Consider the following 17,748-nt stretch of genomic DNA (forward strand, 5'->3'; position numbering starts at 1 on the left):
TATTTCTCGCTTACTCGAATGCCTCAGCCGAGATCTGATTCCGCTGTTTGTCTGCATGACGCTCCTGTGCCAACTGCACCAGCCGGTCGATCAGCTCACTATATGGAATCCCAGCTTCAGCAAACAGCATCGGGTACATTGAATAAGGGGTAAAGCCAGGCATCGTGTTCACCTCGTTGATGTACAAGCGGTCAACTGCTTCATTCCAGAAAAAGTCGACGCGGGACAAACCCGAGGCATCGATGGTGTGAAAAGCCTGTACCGCCAATTCCGCGATCCTGTCCGCGACATGCTGCGGGACGTTGGCCGGGATCTGCAGTTCCGTCCCTGCTCCTTTGTACTTGGCTTCGTAATCATAAAATTCTTTCGTGGCGATCACTTCGCCAACGACAGAGGTGACGACCTGTTCATTGCCCAATACGCCAATCTCCAACTCGCGCCCTTCGACAAACGCTTCGACGATCAGGCGTCGGTCAAATGAAGCCGCCAGTTTGAGGGCTTCCAGTAATTGCTCACGGTCTTTCGCCTTGCTGATGCCGACGCTGGAGCCCATGTTGGCCGGTTTGACAAAGCAGGGGTAGCCCAACTCCTCTTCAATCTCCCGCACAACCTCATCAGGTGCTGATTCCAGCCGCGAGCGGAGGATGCCCAAGTACTTTCCCTGCGGCAGTCCGGCTTGCGCAAAGATATTTTTCATCATCCATTTATCCATCCCGACTGCGGAGGCCATTACACCTGAGCCGACGTAAGGTAGATTGGCTAACTCCAACAACCCCTGTACGGTACCATCTTCACCGTTCGGGCCGTGGACAACCGGAAAAATGACGTCGATTTCTTCACCTAAAGACAGAACGGGTGCCGCATCCCGCTTGCCTGACTGGACCATCTGCCCTGCCTGGCCATCTGCAGCACTGGACTGCTTCCCCTCCAGCCGCAATGCTTCCACGCTCTGCGGCAAGCCGGCAGCAGCTTCTCCCTTTACCCAGTTTCCGTCCAAGCGGATATAGATTGGCAGAATCTCGTATTTGTCCGGATCGACCGCTTGAATCACAGACAGTGCCGTTCGCAGCGAAACCTCATGCTCCGATGATTTTCCTCCGTATACGATCCCCAGCCGTATTTTTCTCCCCATCCGTAAAACTCCCTTCTATGTCAGCAAAACATGGCTCTGTCCCTGTATGTTATGCAGAGCAACTCCCTTTCGAACCTTGCCTTATGCCTTATGAAGATACCCTTTCAGCATAATGGATGAACAGAGTGAACACAACCCTTCCCCACTCACCGTTTCACTCCCCTACTCATATCGTGTAGCATGGAGGGATTGGCGATGAGAGATTATCTCCTCTACTGTACGTACTGTTCGGTATACACGCTCTTGCACAGCTATAACAAGGAATCGGGAGCGTTTCTCGGGGAGTATTCGCTACTTTACAACGACTATACGCGGGACAGTATCGTCTTGAACAAATTTTTGCTTGCCCACCTCGGTCACGCGTTAAAGATGATTCCCTCCAAAACGGAAGAGTACATGGGGATCATCTGCAGCACCAAGCGGTTTTTGGAGGACGACATTGACAAGTACGTCCAAGAGAGCAAGGAGCGGCGTCTGTTTGAAGAGCGCGACCGGTTAAGCGAACGGCATATAGGGCGGGTACAGGTATACATGATTAAACACCTGCTTGATTGTGAGTTGGAAGGATTGAAGAGAAGAAAAGCGGCAACTCCGGCCGAAGGACAAGTGCTGCTGGGCAATGAGTTGGGGATCAAGAAGGCACTGGAGATCATTGAACAAGTACTGACAGACAAACAACTTGCTTGAACAGGAAACGGGCCTGCTTGTGGCCCGTTTTCTCTGTTTCACACGGTTTCATACGGTTTAATACGGTTCGATTTCATTCCCGGTCTTGATCTCGATGACATGTGTCGGAACGTCCGGCGTTGGGATCGTCCGGCTGTCCGGAGCTGCCTCTCCCTCCTCCACCCATTCCACCAGCAGGTCGAAACTTTGATGGACGTAGGGAAGCAGCGGCTGCAGTTCTTTGTCTGGATCAGAGTTGCTCCAGACGAGACTATCGACATGATTGCCCTTTTCGATCAGATAGAGCCGGTGCAGATCAGCACGCCCCGCTTTTTCCACCAGTTTTTGATAAGCAACACCGTGTACATCGGGAAAGATAAGTGAATCCCAGGTCCCGAATACGCTGATGAGCGGCACTTGAATCTCTCCCGTATTCTCTATTTGAGCCACGTTTTGCTTTACCTTGCCCGGTCGCTCATTGTAGTCATACGACTGGTAAATCCAATCGTTGGAACGGTCACGGTTGCCCTCAGGAGTAAAGGTCAGGTAGTCGCGCCAGTCGATCCGGTTGGGAGCGTCCGGGTCAAACTCATCGCGATAAATGTTGAGAGAAAGGAACCAGTAAACCAGATCGTGATAGGCCCACAGTTTTTCCGATCCTTTGGGCAGACCGGCCTGATAAAGCGCCTGCCTGGCCTCTGCTTGTGCTTCTCCAGTCCCATAAAGTGCTTGCTCAGCGTGTCGAACCACCTCGGTAAGCGACGTGATCAGGTTGGGCTCGTCCCCTCTCCACAGCACTCCCTCCCAGTCTACTCCACCGTCGTACAGAGCAGGTTCTTTGGTACGCTTGGGATCATCATGCTCCAAGGCATAACGAACCACGTAGCCGCCATTGGAAATGCCGATGGCGTAGGTGGGGATAGGATGATCTTCGGAGACGAGGTCGCTCGCCGGGTTGTTTGTGTCGGTTGGATCAATCAGCTGATCAGAGTAGTTTTTGCTGAGGTAGGCTTGTGCCGCTTTGGTGATCTGGCGAAAGCGCAGATTCCACTCAGCCAGAGAGTCTTCTTGCGCAACCAGGGCATTTTTCACCTTTGCCAGCGAATCGGTTGGATCGATTTCCCCCTGTGTTCCTTTGTCAATCGCGGCGAAGGCATACCCTCTGCCCAAAACGTAATCGCTGAACAGCAGGTCAGTCGACGTCTCAGTACGAGTAGCCGGGATCCCGCTTACCACTAACTTTCCATTCCACTCATCAGGTACACGGATCACAAACTTGGCATCATCGAACATGCCGTTTACCTGCGTACCGGTCACCTCGTCCGGCTGATACAACTGATGCCAGCCGGTTCCCTCCTCTTCGCTGCCCCATAGGTAAGGAGTTAATCCGATGTTGCCGTGCACGGTTGCCGCTTCGTACTGCAGCGGATTTTTTGTCGTGAGCCAGTTGTTGTTTTCTCCGTCAAACACGGTCACGGTTACACTGTGCGCCCCCGGGATAACCGGTGAATAAGCGGCCCATGCACTTGAACCCAACAAGGCGGGGGTTACCAAAGGAACCATCAGTAAAGTGCTGAAAACGATGGCTCTCCATCTGCTTCTAGCCAACTGCATCCTCCTCCTCTTTTGAGAGCGTTTTCTATATCGCCTGATTATTTAGCAATTCTCGTACCATGCTTATCATCAGCCGAACCGTCCGTTCTCGCCTCTGTCGTGTCGAGGGGGTTGCTGGTCTGTCCTAATGGCAAAACTGGGCACGTCTTATCCGCAACCATCTCGTCAATGCCATAAACTGATCTGTCGCAAAAAGAGTACAACTTCTCTGCACGAAAAAGCGACATGTCGCAACAGAGCGTCATGCCGCTTGTGATTATGATCGATCCCTCACCTCAAAGATGGCAAACTTCAGATATTCTCCCTCATCCACTCCGCTGATCTGCGGGTGATCTTTGGCTGCCCCGCGCCAGTCCACCAGTCGCAGGATTTTCTTTGCATCCACCGCAGCGTCCTGAATCGTCTGCAGAAAGAGGTCGGCGGACATGTGATAGGAACAAGAAGCCGTCACCAGATAGCCGCCAGAGCGGACCAGCTTCATGCCGTGCAGGTTGATGTCCTTGTAGCCGCGGCAGGCACCTTTTACAGCACGACGGGATTTGGCAAAAGCAGGCGGGTCCAGGATCACGACGTCCCACGAGCGGCCAGCCTCCACACTCTCCCGCAGGTAGTCAAAAGCATTGGCCACGACAAACTGAACGCGGTGCAGAAACCCGTTCATCGTGACGTTTCGCCGGGCCGTTTCAATCGCATGCTCGGAGATATCCAATGCCGTTACCTTCTTCGCACCGTGCTTGCAGGCATTTAATGTAAACGAACCGGTGTGGGTAAAGCATTCCAATACTTCCGCACCGTCCCAGAACGGATTTTTCACCACTTTGCCGCGTCGGTCTACCGGCTTGTAAACCATCTCCCCCTGCTCGTCCAGAAGCGGTTCTACATCACGCGTCTTGCCCTCTCGATCTGTCATCGGCTCCCCATCCGAGCCGATGGGCTGCAATGCGATCCCATGTTTTTCTCCCCACCCCGTCATCAGCGGAGCGATTGCCGCCCGATTCTCCCGTTGATCGTAAAAAAATCCGGTCTTCTGTCCCTCGACAATATCGACCACGTAGGTCAAACCGTTTTCCTCAATCTCAACCTCACGAGGACACTCGCCGTACATCACTTCTTTGGTCTGCTCCAATCCCTCCAGTTCGCGTACAGGAACATCGTTGCGCAGATAGATTCCCTTGGGCTGGATCACTTCCAGCAGGGCTTGTTTGATCCACTCGCGAAACCTTTCCATCCCGAGGGAAAGGATTTGTACAACCAAGACATCTCCATAGCGGTCGACGATCAACCCCGGCAGAAAGTCAGCCTCACCGTATACCAGTCGGCAGTAGAGAGGATTGTCTACAAACCGTTTTCGATAACCGACCGCCTCTCGGATCCGGCGGACAAAAAAGGGAGGTCGATTTGTTCCTTAGGGTCATAGGTGAGCAGGCGAACGGCGATTTGCGACTGGGGGTTGATATAGCCTTTGCCCAGGACATGTCCCTGATGATTGCTTACTTCGACAATATCGCCGGGTTCAAAGTCCCCCTGCACTTCCTGTATTTCCGATTGAAATACCCACGGATGTCCTGTCTCCAACCGTTTTTTTCTGTTCCTGGTTAGAACCACTCTTGCCACGTCATTCATCTCTCCTTGTCATGCTTGTCTCAGCACAGGCATAGCGTATAGTATCGGTTGGACCACGAAAAGGGGGGCGTGTGCGTGCGGATCGCTGCCGAGATTTTGCTGCCGTTTGCGCTGGGGCTAAGTTATTTCTTGATGGGTATGTACGTGATGCGTACGGGGTTCCACCATTTGGCCGGGAAGCGCATGGAGGCGTTCCTGCTCCGGTTTACGCGTACGCCCGTACACAGCTTTTCCTCTGGTCTCCTGTCTACCTTTGTCCTGCAAAGCTCGAGCGCCGTCACGGTCCTGACGATCGGGCTGACCCAGTCGGGCGTGATTCGCTTTCCGCAAACCGTCGGCATCATTCTGGGAACCAACGTCGGCACAACCGTGACGACGGAATTGATCGCCCTGCGTCTGGAAGAGCTGGCCGTACCGATGCTGTTGATCGGTGTACTCATGTGGCTGCAGCGCCGGCTGACACTCCGCTGCATCGGTCTGATCGTCGCCGGGTTCGGGCTGATTTTTCTGGGTATCGACACGATGCAAGTGATGGCCAAGCCACTGGAGGAGTCAGATACATTTCGCTCTCTGTTTCTGACCAGCAGCCATTCTATCTGGATCGGGCTGTTGACCGGCACGATCTTTACGGCACTGATTCACAGCAGCTCGGCTACTACTGCGATCACGATGGGACTTATGGTCCATGACGTGATGTCGATCGAGACGGCGTTGGCTGTTGTGCTTGGGGCCAACATCGGAACCTGCTTTACGGCACTGCTGGCCAGCATTGGCACAAACACCGCCTCACGACAGGCAGCCTGGCTGCACACCCTGTTCAACGCAGCAGGCGCCCTGCTGTTTCTGCCGTTTCTCTCTAGTCTGGCCAGTGCCGCCCAGTTTCTCACGTCCGATCCGGCGATGCAGATAGCCCATGCCCAGACCATCTTCAATCTGATCTGTTCCCTGCTCGGACTGCCGTTTGCCGCGCAGATCGCCCGTTTTATCCAATGGTTGATTCCAGATCAAAAAAGATAAAAGGCGGAAAAGCCAATCGATTATCGATCACTGAACAAACGGGATCATGTAGATAGACGTAATGATGCCGGTCAGGATCATCGCCAGGCCTGATGCAGCGGCCTGCGTCTGTGAGTCACGCAGCAGACTTGCCGTGCCAATCGCGTGGGAACTAGTCCCAACAGCGATCCCGATCGCCCAATCATCGGTGATGCCGAACCGTCTCAGCAATGGCCGGGCAATACTGATCCCGAAAATGCCTGTCAAAGCCGTAAACAAACCAGCGAGAGAGGGAACTCCCCCGACCGCGGCGGTCAGTTCAATCGAAATCGGTGTGGTAACTGATTTGCTCAGCATGCTGCGAAGAAGCACATCATCTCCGCCAAGCGACCAGAACGTCATCCAGGTGACTGCGATGGACAGTCCTGCTCCTACCGCAATCCCTGGCAGAATCCCTTTCCACAGGGCGATCAATTCCCTGAATTGCCTGGCCAAAGGAACTGCCAGGGCAACGGTCGCCGGTCCCAGCCAAATGGTGATCCACTCTCCTCCGGCAGCGTATGCTTCCCAATCATCGCTGATTACCCACCACAGCAGCCACACCCCGGCAGCAGCAAGTAAAAGCGGTTGTATCCACAGAACCTTTTGCGATATCTTTTGCGCAGCGGCATATGCCAGCAGGGTCACGATGATCGCGGTGAAACTAAGCATTCCGTTCCCTCCTATGGCCATCGCCAGCCGTACCTGCCGTTCGCTCCTGAGCCTGATTTTTCTTCCAGGTCTGCATCATCAGTCCAACCGTCAGCATCACCAGCGGTGGCCCGGCTGCGAGTGCAGTCAGGATCGGCCACGGCTGCTGCATAATCACTCCAGCATATGAAACAACCCCGACGATGATAGGCACAAAAAAGAGCAACATATGCTTCAGCAAGAAAGCACTTGCCTGTTCCACCAAGCGAAAGGGAATCCAGCCAGCTATCAGTGAAAGGGCCAGCAGAAGCATCCCGATCAGACTGCCCGGCAACGGGATCTCCCCCCACCTGTTCAGCAGCGCGCCCACTCCGTAAAAACCGAGGATGATCAGCCACCCCCACATATCTCTCTCCCTCCCATATGAATCATCTCGTCTCTGGACATTGTAATCTAGACCTGTCTTGTTGGACAATCTTTCTGCTGCTCGGAAGCGGTCCCCACGGGAAGTAAAAAGCGAACTTCCCAGTATTGGAAGTTCGCCTCCTGTCAATTAATCCATCAAGGATTAATAACCGCTGCTCTCTGACGCTTCTCCTGTGACGATAGCGATGCCCGCACTGGCTCCAATGCGAGTCGCACCCGCTTCGATCATCGCCAGGGCGGCTGCTCTGTCGCGTACACCGCCTGATGCTTTCACCCCGATGCCTGGGCCAACGGTCTTGCGCATCAAAGCGATATCTTCGACCGTTGCACCACCGGGACCAAACCCGGTAGAGGTCTTGACAAAGTGGGCTCCCGCCTCTACACACAGCTTGCAGGCCGTGACTTTTTCCTCATCCGTGAGAAGTCCCGTTTCCAGGATCACCTTGACCAGTACGCCGGCAGCCGCTTCTACAACGGCAGCGATGTCGCGTCTCACCAACTCCAGGTCGCCCGACTTCAGCGCACCAACGTTTAGCACCATGTCGACTTCGCCTGCTCCGCCTGATACCGCGTCACGGGTTTCTGCCGCTTTTGCCTCTGGTGTGGTCGCGCCGAGCGGAAAACCAATCACCGTGCACACCTTTACCTCGGTTCCAGCCAAATGGCCGGCAGCACGTCTTACCCATGTCGGATTGACACAAACGGAAGCAAACTGATACTGCTTCGCTTCCTCGCACAGCCGGTCAATCATCTCAGCGGTCGCATCCGGCTTGAGCAGCGTATGATCGATATACTTGTTCAACTCCATGCTTACACCTCCACCCCGAGTTGGCGCAGCGCCGTCTGCAGCACGCTGCTGTTGTTATCGTATCCCCTGCTTTGCTGTTGTTCCCAGGCTTCGAGCGGTTGAAACCAGCTCACTGCCGTGATCTCTTCGATTTGCGCAGCCAAACGATCGGTCAACGCTTCCACCAGATAGTAGTGAACTTCCTTTTCTACCTGCTGACCCGTCTGTGGGTCTCTGTAGGTGTAAGAGACGATCTCCAGTTTTCTGACCAGTTTGCCGCGTACACTAGTCTCCTCTTCGATTTCACGCAGTGCTGTTTCCTCCAGGGTTTCCCCTGGTTCCTGCTTTCCTTTTGCCAAGGATATTTTGCCAAAGCGGTCCTCAATCATCAACAGCAGCAGTTGACCGTCCCGCCTGGTATAGACGACACCGCCGGCCGACAGCTGCTTCATACGGCCGTTCCCTCAACCATCCGGCGAACGGGTTGTTCGGCCACTCCGAGCAGACTGCCTTGGCAATACTCGGATCCTGGCTGATCCAGGCGAACGCGACACACCTTGCCGATCAGTTCTTCGCTGCCCGGGAATACAAGGTTCAGGTAATTGTCGGAATAACCCATCATCAGGCCGCTGTTCGGATCTTCCTTGTACGGGCGTTCCGGAATCACTTCCAGCACCTGGCCGACAAAGCGTTGCGCATAAGAAAGGGTGAGCTGCTGATTCAATTCGATCAGCTTGGCTACACGTTCTCGTTTAACCTCTTCTTCTACCTGATCAGGCATGCGGGCCGCAGGGGTGCCGGTTCGCATAGAGTAAGGGAAGACGTGCAGTTCGGCAAATTGAGTCTCCTGAATAAAGCTGTAGCCGTTTTGAAACTGCTCTTCTGTTTCGCCGGGGAAGCCGACAATCACGTCCGTCGTAATCGCCACACCCGGCAACGCTTCGCGTACTTTCTCCATCCGTTCACGGAACTGGGCCGTCGTGTACTTGCGGCGCATCCGCTTCAGCACCTCATCATCGCCCGCCTGCAGCGGTACGTGCAGGTGACGGCACACCTTGTCTGACTGATCGATCACCTGGAGCACTTCGTCCGTAAGCTGACTAGCCTCGATCGAACTGATGCGAATCCGCTTCAGGCCATCTACCTGATGCAGGTCAACCAGCAGTTTGGCCAGGTTGTAATCCTGCAGATCCTCGCCGTACCCTCCTGTATGAATACCGGTGAGTACGATCTCCAGGTAGCCGGCATCGACCAGTTTGCGTGCCTGTTCGATGACGCTCTCCGGCTGGCGGGAGCGCATCAGACCACGTGCCCAGGGAATAATGCAAAAGGTGCAGAAGTTGTTGCAGCCCTCCTGGATCTTGAGCGATGCACGCGTCCGGTCTGTAAACGAAGGAACATCCAATTCTTCAAACTGACGCGCTTTCATAATGTTGCCGACAGCGTTGATCGGCTGCCGTTCGACGCGAATCTGCTCTACATACTCAAGCAGCTTCTCCCGCCCCTGTGTCCCGACGATGATGTCGACACCAGGGATAGCGGCAATCTCGCCGGGAGAAGTCTGGGCGTAACAACCGGTGACGGCGACAATCGCCTCAGGATTGCGGCGGATCGCGCGGCGGATCACCTGGCGGCTTTTCTTGTCTCCAGTATTGGTCACCGTACAGGTGTTGATCACATAAACGTCTGCAGAATCGGCTTCAAAGTCGACCCGCTGATACCCATTGGTCTTAAACAACTGCCAGATGGCTTCGGTCTCATAACTGTTCACTTTACAGCCCAAAGTGTAGAAAGCAACAGTAGCCATTGCTCTCCCTCCTTTCATCGATTTGGACTTTCAAAATGATAAGAAACGGCCGCCAGCACATACTGACTGGCCGTTTCGGTACGTAGGATTCTCGGACCCAACGAGACAGGCACAATGCCGGCCTGTTCAGCCTGGGCAACCTCCTCTGTCGTAAAACCGCCTTCCGGTCCGATCAGCACACAGAGGGAATCACCCTGTCTCAAACTGGCGAGGACCGTCTGAAGAGAAGTCGTGTTCTCCTGTTCATAGGCGATCACACAGGATGTATACCGGTTTGCCTGCTCCAGCAGTTCAGCAAAACCAACCGCAGGCATTACTTCCGGGACCCGTGTGCGATGAGCCTGCTCGGCGGCTTCCTTGGCGATCTTCTGCCACCGTTCCCGTTTTTTTGCTTCTTTTTTCGGGTCCAGTTTGACGATCGTCCGCTCCGAGGAAAACGGCACAAGGGTTGTCATTCCCAACTCCGTCCCTTTTTGTACGATCCACTCCAGCTTGTCGCTTTTCGGCAGTCCCTGCGCTATGGTTACATGTATCGGCAACTCACGCTGCTCGTCCAGCATCTCCACGATCTCCGCTTGGACCTCCTGGGTGCCCAGATCGACGAGCCGGGCACGTGCACAGCGCCCCTCGCTGTCGCAAACGATCAATTGGTCTCCGGGCTTTCCGCGCATCACCTTGACGATGTGATGGACATCATCACCGGTAATCGTAATCCTGTTATCGAGCAGTTGGTGAGGTTTTACAAAATATCGCTGCATAGTGGGCAACCTCATTATTTTATCGTTTTTTCGCTATGATTGCTACCCAATCGTCGATGTAAGATGTTTCTACGACTTCCAGGTTTGATCTGACCAGGGCCTGTTTGACGTCAGCTTCCCGGGCCATAATGATCCCTGAGGCGATCAACAGGCCGCCCTCCACCAGCACGCGGGCAATATCGTCGGTAAAACGGATAATCACCTCAGCCAAGATGTTGGCCACAACCAGTTCGACTGGTCCTTCCATGTTGTCCAGCAAATTGTTCTGCTTAACCGTTATCTTTCCGCTTTCCTTGTTCACCTTGATGTTGGTTTGGGCGGAGCGGACAGCCACCTCATCCAGGTCAAGAGCCAAAATCTCGGATGCCCCCAGTTTAGCCGCCGCTATACTGAGAATACCGGTACCGGTTCCCACGTCATAGACCCGATCGCCAGACTGAATGTATTTCTCTAGAGCCCGGATGCAGAGCACCGTCGTCGGATGAGTCCCGGTCCCAAAAGCCATGCCCGGATCCATCTCGATGACGATCTCGTCAGCACGCTTCGGTTGGTAGTCCTCCCAGACTGGCGTGATCGTGATTCGTTCCGAGACTGACACCGGTTTGTAGTACTTTTTCCAAGCGGAAGCCCACTCATCTTCGCGTACTTCCGTCAGTGTGATTGTCCCTTTGCCAAGATCAAGTCCATGCAAGAGCAGTTGATTCAACTGCGTCTTGATCTCCTCAACCGTCTCACCGAGATAGCTCGTGACGGGCAGATAAGCCTTGACGTAGACGCCTTCGGTGGGAAAATCGTCGGGGGACAGCTGATAGATCTCGCCAAACGGCGTATCCCATTCGCGGTGGAGCACCTCCGGATCCTCGATAACCACCCCGTTGGCTCCTGCTTCATGCAAAATATTGGATACCGCCTCCACGGCCTCAGCCGTCGTATGAACCGTGATTTCTGACCAGATCATGATCCGCCCACTCCCATCTTCCTCAGGCTTGTTTAAAATTCCTGTTATTCGCCCCGAAACGCCCGCTTCATCTTGTCGAAAAAGCCTTCATCCGACGTGGGAACTTCTTGAGGTGTTTCCCCGTCCATCCCGGCAAACTCACGCAGCAGTTCTTTTTGTCGTTCCGTCAGTTTCTTCGGTGTGATCACCCGGACCCTGACATGCTGGTCCCCTCTGCCATTTCCGCGCAAAAACGGCACTCCTTTGCCCCGCAGGCGGAAATACGTCTCTGTTTGCGTACCCGCCGGAATCTTTAACTTAACCCGTCCGTCCACGGTTGGCACCTCGATCTCGTCTCCCAGCACAGCCTGCGCAAAATGAATCGGCACCTGACAGTAGATGTCATTTCCTTCCCGCTCGAAAAACTCGTGCGGTTTTACGTGCAAGACAACGTACAAATCGCCTGGAGGCCCTCCGTTGACACCTGACTCGCCTTCACCGGAGACGCGCAGTTGGGCACCGTCGTCCACACCGGCGGGAATGTTCAGATGGATCTTGCGGCGTACTTTCACACGACCGTGACCGCGGCATTCCGGACACTTTTCCTTCACCATCTTGCCTTTACCGCCGCAGGTGTGACAAACACGCCGATTGACGATCCGCCCAAACGGTGTATTGGCGACCACTTCTTCCTGACCGCTTCCGCCACAGGTACGGCAGGTTTCCACTTTTGTCCCCGGTTTGGCACCCGAACCATGGCAGGTGCCGCACTCCACTTCTTTCGGGATTTCAATGTCGGTCTCCTTGCCAAACACCGCATCGGTAAACTCGATCCGCATGCTGTACTGCAGATCAGCCCCTTTGCGTGGCGCATTGGGATTGCTACGACGTCCACCGCCAAAAAACATGTCAAAGATATCGCCAAAACCGCCCATGCCGGACGCGTCAAACCCGCCAAAGCCCTGATTGGGGTCCTGATGGCCATAGCGGTCGTACTGCGCCTTTTTCTGCGGATCGGAGAGAACGTCGTACGCTTCCTTTACTTCTTTAAACTTCTCGGCAGCGTCTGGCTCCTTGTTTACATCGGGGTGGTACTGGCGAGCCAACTTGCGGTACGCCTTTTTAATATCCTCTGTGTTGGCGTCCTGGCCAACGCCAAGCACCTCATAGTAGTCCCGCTTCATTCCTACAATCACTCCCGTATCCCAAACAGTCAAAGTTAACTATAGCACGCTGTCGCCAAAGCTTCAACGAGACCTTGTCTCGCCGGCAGCGCCGACACAAAACAACGGTCTGGAATCTGCAAGATTCCCCTTCATGTTGGTCGGTTCTTTCGCCGACCATTTCTCGTAAAAAAAGTCAAAGTCACAAAACCTGACTTTGACTTCTCACACCGCGTTTGCTTACTTCTTGTCGTCAACAACTTCGTAGTCAGCGTCTACTACGTTTTCTTTCTTCTCGCCTTGCCCCGCTTCCCCAGCCTGTGCGCCTTGCGCGGCCTGAGCTGCCTGCGCTGCTTGCTCATACAGCTTCACGGAAAGCTGCTGGACGATCTGAGACAATTCTTCTTTGGCGCTCTTGATCTCTTCGAGGTTGTTTCCTTCGAGCGCTTTCTTCAGTTTTTCTTTCGCCTCGTTGGCTTTGTCGATCTCGCCCTGCTCCACTTTCCCTTCCAGGTCTTTCAGGGTCTTCTCCGCAGTGAAGACAAGCTGGTCGGCTTCGTTGCGAGTTTCCACTTCTTCCTTCCGTTTTTTGTCCTCTTCCGCATTTAATTCGGCTTCCTTCACCATGCGGTCGATTTCCTCGTCAGACAAGCCGGAGTTGGAAGTGATCGTGATCCGCTGTTCCTTGCCCGTACCCAGATCTTTGGCCCGGACATTGACAATCCCGTTGGCGTCGATGTCAAAGCTGACTTCGATCTGCGGCACGCCGCGCGGTGCGGGTGGGATATCCGTCAACTGGAAGCGGCCCAATGTCTTGTTGTCTGCCGCCATTGGCCGCTCACCCTGCAGGACGTGAATCTCAACAGAGGTCTGGTTGTCGGCAGCAGTAGAGAATACCTGAGACTTGCTCGTCGGGATTGTCGTGTTGCGATCGATCAGCTTGGTAAATACACCGCCGAGTGTCTCAATCCCCAGCGAAAGCGGCGTAACATCGAGCAGCACGACATCTTTCACATCACCGGTCAATACGCCGGCCTGCACAGCTGCACCAAGGGCAACCACTTCGTCCGGATTCACACCTTTGTGCGGTTCTTTACCAGTATATTTCTTAATCGCTTCTTGCACGGCCGGAATCCGAGTGGAACCCCCTACGAGGATCACGCGGTCGATTTCGTTTGGCGTCAGACCGGCGTCTTGAAGCGCCTGACGGGTCGGCCCCATCGTCCGCTCAACCAGGGGGGCGGAAAGTTCTTCAAACTTGGCACGAGTCAGATTCACTTCCAAGTGCTTGGGTCCGGTTGCATCCGCCGTGATAAACGGCAGGGAGATCGTCGTTGTCAGCACGCCGGAGAGGTCTTTTTTCGCCTTTTCGGCTGCGTCTTTCAAGCGCTGCAACGCCATGCGGTCCTGCGACAGGTCAATACCGTGTTCCTTTTTAAACTCGCTGACCAGATAGTCGATAATGACCTGGTCGAAGTCATCTCCGCCCAGCTTGTTGTCGCCTGACGTCGCTTTTACTTCAAAGAAGCCTTCGGACAGCTCCAGAATCGACACGTCAAAGGTACCACCACCTAGGTCGTACACCAGGACGGTCTGATCCTCGTTCTTTTCGATCCCGTAAGCCAGAGCGGCAGCGGTCGGCTCGTTGACAATCCGCAGCACTTCCAATCCGGCAATCTTACCGGCATCTTTGGTAGCCTGGCGCTGGCTATCGTTAAAGTAGGCAGGTACGGTAATCACCGCCTGCGTCACGGTTTCACCGAGATAGGCTTCAGCGTCGGCTTTCAGTTTTTGCAGAATCATCGCCGAAACTTCCTGCGGTGTGTACTCTTTTCCTTCCAACGTTACTTTATGATCAGCCCCCATCCAACGTTTGATGGAGATGACCGTATTGTCCGGATTGGTGATTGCCTGGCGCTTCGCCGCTTCCCCGACGATTCGCTCGCCGTTCTTAAACGCCACCACTGAGGGAGTGGTCCGATTTCCTTCCGCGTTGGCAATGACGATCGGTTCGCCACCTTCCATCACTGCCACACAAGAGTTAGTCGTTCCTAGGTCAATTCCGATTACGCGACCCATGTTTCAATTCCTCCTTCAATCTTCTCGGTTTCGCTTTGATTATCTGTTCACTTTGACCATCGCCGGGCGCAGTACCCGGTCTTTAAACTGGTAGCCTTTTTGCAGTTCCTCGACGACAACGCCAGACTCGAGGCTGCTGTCTTCTACCTGCATCACCGCCTGGTGTACATTGGGGTCAAATGGCTTGCCCTGCGCTTCGATCGGTGCAAGCCCCTCCTGTTCAAAGACCTGTTGGATCTGGCGGTACACCATCTGTACGCCTTGCAGAAGCGAATCGACAGTCAGCGTCTCCGTATCTGCTTCCAGCGCACGTTCAAAGTTGTCAAGAGCCGGGAGCATCGCTTCAATCACTTTTTGTGACGCGTACTTTGCCAGATCCTCCTGCTCCTTGCGGAAGCGGCGGCGCATGTTCTCCATATCGGCAAGGGCCCGCAGCATGCGGCTCTCATACTCTTCAGCAAGGGCTTTGTAATCAGTTGCCTGATCGGGCTCCTGCCCGGATGCCCCTTCTCCACGCTCGCTGCCTGCCTGCTCACCTGCAACCCGCTGCTCGCCCGCAGACTGTTCCTCGGCAGCAGCTTCCGCTTCCTTATTCTCGTCCCGTTCCTCTACAACTGGCTTTTCTTCACTCAATGATAACCCTCCTAAATCCCGCGGTCTCTCTTCTATGTAAGCGGACCGAAACGTCCGCTGTACAACTATCTTCCTTCAAACCTGTCTGTTAGTATGCGCGACAATCCGATTGCCAGGTAGTCGAGCACCGCGATCACTTTTGCGTACTCCAAACGCGTCGGTCCAAGAATGCCAACCGTACCAACCGGCTTTCCGTCGAGGTAGTAGGAAGTGGTCACAATGCTGCAGTTTTTCATGACATCCATACTGTTCTCCTGACCGATGCGGATCATCAGTCCGGTCTCTTGCGTGTTGAACAACTGCATCAGTTGATCGTTCTGCTCAAGCAGCTCGAATAAATCCCTCACCTTTTCGACGTCCCGGAATTCGGGCTGGTTGATGATCTTGGCCCGTCCGTGCAGGAAGATGCGGTCCGCGCTTTCACTTTTAAACGCATTTTCAATCGTAACCAACATCTCTTCGTACGGCTCGACATGGCGGCGCATCTCGGATGCAACCTCCCGGTACAGGCGCTGACGCAGCTGCCAAAGCGGGACATCCTGCAGTTTGCTGTTCAGGATGTTGACCAGTTTTTCAATCTCGGCAGCGGGTATGCCAGCCGGCAGATCGAGCAGTGTGTTTTCTACGCGTCCGGTATGGGTAACGATGATCGCCACCGCCTGCTGATCGTTAAGCGGAACGATCTGGATATGCTTGAGCCGGTGTTCAAAAATCTCCGGCCCCAACACAATCGAAGTGTAGTTCGTCACTTGGGAGAGGATGGAAGCTGTATGCTCGATGACCTGTTCCACGTGCGTAATGCGATCGGCAAAGAGCTGCTTCAGGTTGACCAGCTCTTCTTCGCTCAAATGCTGCGGTTTTACCAGGTTGTCGACATAAAACCGATACCCTTTCGTAGAAGGGACGCGTCCCGCAGAGGTGTGCGGCTGCTCCAGATAGCCCAGTTCCTCCAGATCAGCCATCTCGTTGCGGATCGTAGCGGAACTGATCCCAAGGCCTTCGCGCTTGGAAATCGTCCGGGAACCAACTGGTTCAGCGGAACGAATGTAGTTGTCCACAATCGCATTCAAGATAAATCTCTGACGGTCTGACAGCATGTTCTACGCCCCCTTTGTTAGCACTCAAAGTTAACGAGTGCTAAAACATACTATTAAGGTATCAAGTGACAGCATATTTGTCAACTTCCGGGAAAGTACATTTCCATGGTTTGCGTCTCTGTCTGTCAGTCTCTCAAAAACTGCATAAACACCTCGTTGCCGACCGGCAGCGCTTGTCTGGTTAATCGCAGGTATCCCTCCGACTCTTCAAGCATCCCTTTTTCTTTCTGCCGACTGACCACCTCGCCGAACTCCTGTTGAACCGTCCGTCCGTACCGATGCGCAAACCGTTCCAGGTCGACACCACGTCTGAGGCGAAGTCCGAGAATCATTTCGTTTTCCATGGCCTCTTCTGCCTCCACGGCATACTCCTCCACCCTTGGCAGGCCGTCGGCCGCCATCTGCATGTATACGGCGAGCGGCCCTGCATTGACATGGCGGCGGCCCTGTACGTAGCCATGCGCGCCGGCGCCGATCCCATAGTATTCCTCGTTTAGCCAGTACGTCTGATTATGCCGGCTCTCCCGCCCCGGTTTGGCAAAGTTGCTGATCTCGTACATCATCAAGCCGTTTTGTTCCATCCTGTCGATCAGCATCAGATACATCGCCAGTTCGTCCTCTTCGCTTGGCAGCGGCAGTTGCTCTTTCTGATAGAGTGTATGGAAGAGTGTATTCTCCTCCACTTTTAAACTGTATGCAGAAAGATGGCTGAGCGGAAGCGCAAGTGCATGTCCAATCGAACGTTCAAAATCAGCAAGGGTCTGCTCCGGCAGGCCGAACATCAGATCAATCGAGATGTTGTCAAACCCGGCCATTAGCGCCGTCTCCACACTTCGGCGCACCTCATCGGCACTGTGGATGCGGCCCAGCCGTTTCAACAGGCGATCGTCAAAGGACTGAGCCCCGAAGCTGAGTCGGTTTACTCCGAAGGCACGCATGACCGTCAGCTTGTCATGATCCGTCGTCCCGGGATTTGCTTCCATAGAAAACTCGTACGAGGAGGTCAGTTTTGAGCCGAGGTGTTTCTGCACCGTTTCGAGGAAAAAGTGCATCTGGTCCCGGTCGAGAAAGGTAGGGGTACCACCCCCTACAAAGATGGTTTCCACCTGCTGCGGCGCTAAGGCGGAAAAGGTTCGCTCCATCTCCCGCTCCAGCGCGTACAGATAATCCCAGATCAGCTGCGGATTGTTGGTCACAAACGAATTGAAATCACAGTAGTAACACTTGTTGGTACAAAAGGGAATGTGGATATAAACAGAACGCGGTGGCACAGACTCTCCCTCCTTCTTTTCCCTTGCAGCAGAAACACGGACGACCTGACAGATCGGCCGTCAGGTCGT

General features: G+C 54.2%; 16 protein-coding genes and 1 pseudogene. 2 read left to right on the top strand and 15 right to left on the bottom strand.

Going from position 1 to position 17,748, the window contains the following annotated elements; all coding sequences use genetic code 11:
- Positions 1-10: 10 nt before the first annotated feature.
- Positions 11-1,132 (bottom strand): D-alanine--D-alanine ligase, encoded by a 1,122-nt coding sequence (locus tag LOK74_RS12115; RefSeq protein ID WP_230046852.1) that lies wholly within the window; start codon positions 1,130-1,132, stop codon positions 11-13.
- A 195-nt stretch (positions 1,133-1,327) separates the two neighbouring features.
- On the opposite strand from LOK74_RS12115, the gene LOK74_RS12120 reads away from it, so the two are divergent.
- A complete protein-coding gene (locus LOK74_RS12120; protein WP_230046853.1) occupies positions 1,328-1,819 on the top strand; it encodes a hypothetical protein in 492 nt (163 codons plus the stop codon).
- A 57-nt stretch (positions 1,820-1,876) separates the two neighbouring features.
- Here the strand turns inward: LOK74_RS12120 and LOK74_RS12125 are convergent, their stop codons facing one another.
- Positions 1,877-3,406: an alpha/beta hydrolase gene (locus tag LOK74_RS12125; RefSeq protein WP_420908767.1), complete on the bottom strand. Its 1,530-nt coding sequence runs from the start codon at positions 3,404-3,406 to the stop codon at positions 1,877-1,879.
- A gap of 262 nt (positions 3,407-3,668) precedes the next feature.
- Positions 3,669-5,026, bottom strand: a pseudogene (locus LOK74_RS12130) (class I SAM-dependent rRNA methyltransferase).
- Positions 5,027-5,167: 141 nt separating this feature from the next.
- On the opposite strand from LOK74_RS12130, the gene LOK74_RS12140 reads away from it, so the two are divergent.
- Complete coding sequence (locus tag LOK74_RS12140; protein WP_420908784.1) at positions 5,168-6,052, top strand: Na/Pi cotransporter family protein; 885 nt, start codon at positions 5,168-5,170, stop codon at positions 6,050-6,052.
- 27 nt (positions 6,053-6,079) lie between these two features.
- Here the strand turns inward: LOK74_RS12140 and LOK74_RS12145 are convergent, their stop codons facing one another.
- The 12 genes from LOK74_RS12145 to hemW form a co-directional block, all read right to left on the bottom strand.
- Positions 6,080-6,742 (bottom strand): LrgB family protein, encoded by a 663-nt coding sequence (locus LOK74_RS12145; RefSeq protein ID WP_230046856.1) that lies wholly within the window; start codon positions 6,740-6,742, stop codon positions 6,080-6,082.
- Entirely contained in the window at positions 6,735-7,127 is a 393-nt protein-coding gene (locus LOK74_RS12150) for a CidA/LrgA family protein (RefSeq protein ID WP_230046857.1), read from the bottom strand. Before LOK74_RS12150 ends, LOK74_RS12145 begins: the two co-directional genes overlap by 8 nt.
- A 162-nt stretch (positions 7,128-7,289) precedes the next feature.
- Complete coding sequence (deoC, locus tag LOK74_RS12155) at positions 7,290-7,955, bottom strand: deoxyribose-phosphate aldolase (protein ID WP_230046858.1); 666 nt, start codon at positions 7,953-7,955, stop codon at positions 7,290-7,292.
- Positions 7,956-7,957: 2 nt separating this feature from the next.
- A complete protein-coding gene (locus LOK74_RS12160) occupies positions 7,958-8,386 on the bottom strand; it encodes an NUDIX hydrolase (RefSeq protein ID WP_230046859.1) in 429 nt (142 codons plus the stop codon).
- On the bottom strand, positions 8,383-9,741 hold the full coding sequence (gene mtaB, locus LOK74_RS12165) for a tRNA (N(6)-L-threonylcarbamoyladenosine(37)-C(2))-methylthiotransferase MtaB (protein WP_230046860.1): 1,359 nt from the start codon (positions 9,739-9,741) through the stop codon (positions 8,383-8,385). Before mtaB ends, LOK74_RS12160 begins: the two co-directional genes overlap by 4 nt.
- A 14-nt stretch (positions 9,742-9,755) precedes the next feature.
- On the bottom strand, positions 9,756-10,499 hold the full coding sequence (locus LOK74_RS12170) for a 16S rRNA (uracil(1498)-N(3))-methyltransferase (RefSeq protein WP_230046861.1): 744 nt from the start codon (positions 10,497-10,499) through the stop codon (positions 9,756-9,758).
- Positions 10,500-10,518: 19 nt separating this feature from the next.
- Positions 10,519-11,457 (bottom strand): 50S ribosomal protein L11 methyltransferase, encoded by a 939-nt coding sequence (gene prmA, locus LOK74_RS12175; protein ID WP_230046862.1) that lies wholly within the window; start codon positions 11,455-11,457, stop codon positions 10,519-10,521.
- Between the two features lie 44 nt (positions 11,458-11,501).
- Positions 11,502-12,620 (bottom strand): molecular chaperone DnaJ, encoded by a 1,119-nt coding sequence (gene dnaJ / locus LOK74_RS12180; protein WP_230046863.1) that lies wholly within the window; start codon positions 12,618-12,620, stop codon positions 11,502-11,504.
- Positions 12,621-12,839: 219 nt separating this feature from the next.
- Entirely contained in the window at positions 12,840-14,678 is a 1,839-nt protein-coding gene (gene dnaK / locus LOK74_RS12185; protein ID WP_230046864.1) for a molecular chaperone DnaK, read from the bottom strand.
- Between the two features lie 39 nt (positions 14,679-14,717).
- Complete coding sequence (gene grpE / locus LOK74_RS12190) at positions 14,718-15,311, bottom strand: nucleotide exchange factor GrpE (protein ID WP_230046865.1); 594 nt, start codon at positions 15,309-15,311, stop codon at positions 14,718-14,720.
- A 65-nt stretch (positions 15,312-15,376) separates the two neighbouring features.
- Positions 15,377-16,408 carry a heat-inducible transcriptional repressor HrcA gene (gene hrcA / locus LOK74_RS12195; RefSeq protein ID WP_230046866.1) on the bottom strand — a complete coding sequence of 344 codons (1,032 nt, stop codon included), beginning with the start codon at positions 16,406-16,408 and terminating at the stop codon, positions 15,377-15,379.
- 125 nt (positions 16,409-16,533) lie between these two features.
- Positions 16,534-17,679, bottom strand: coding sequence for a radical SAM family heme chaperone HemW (gene hemW, locus LOK74_RS12200; protein ID WP_230046867.1), 1,146 nt, complete (start codon positions 17,677-17,679; stop codon positions 16,534-16,536).
- Positions 17,680-17,748 lie beyond the last annotated feature (69 nt).

The organism is Brevibacillus humidisoli (assembly GCF_020923435.1).
Classification (GTDB): Bacteria; Bacillota; Bacilli; order Brevibacillales; family Brevibacillaceae; genus Brevibacillus_E; species Brevibacillus_E humidisoli.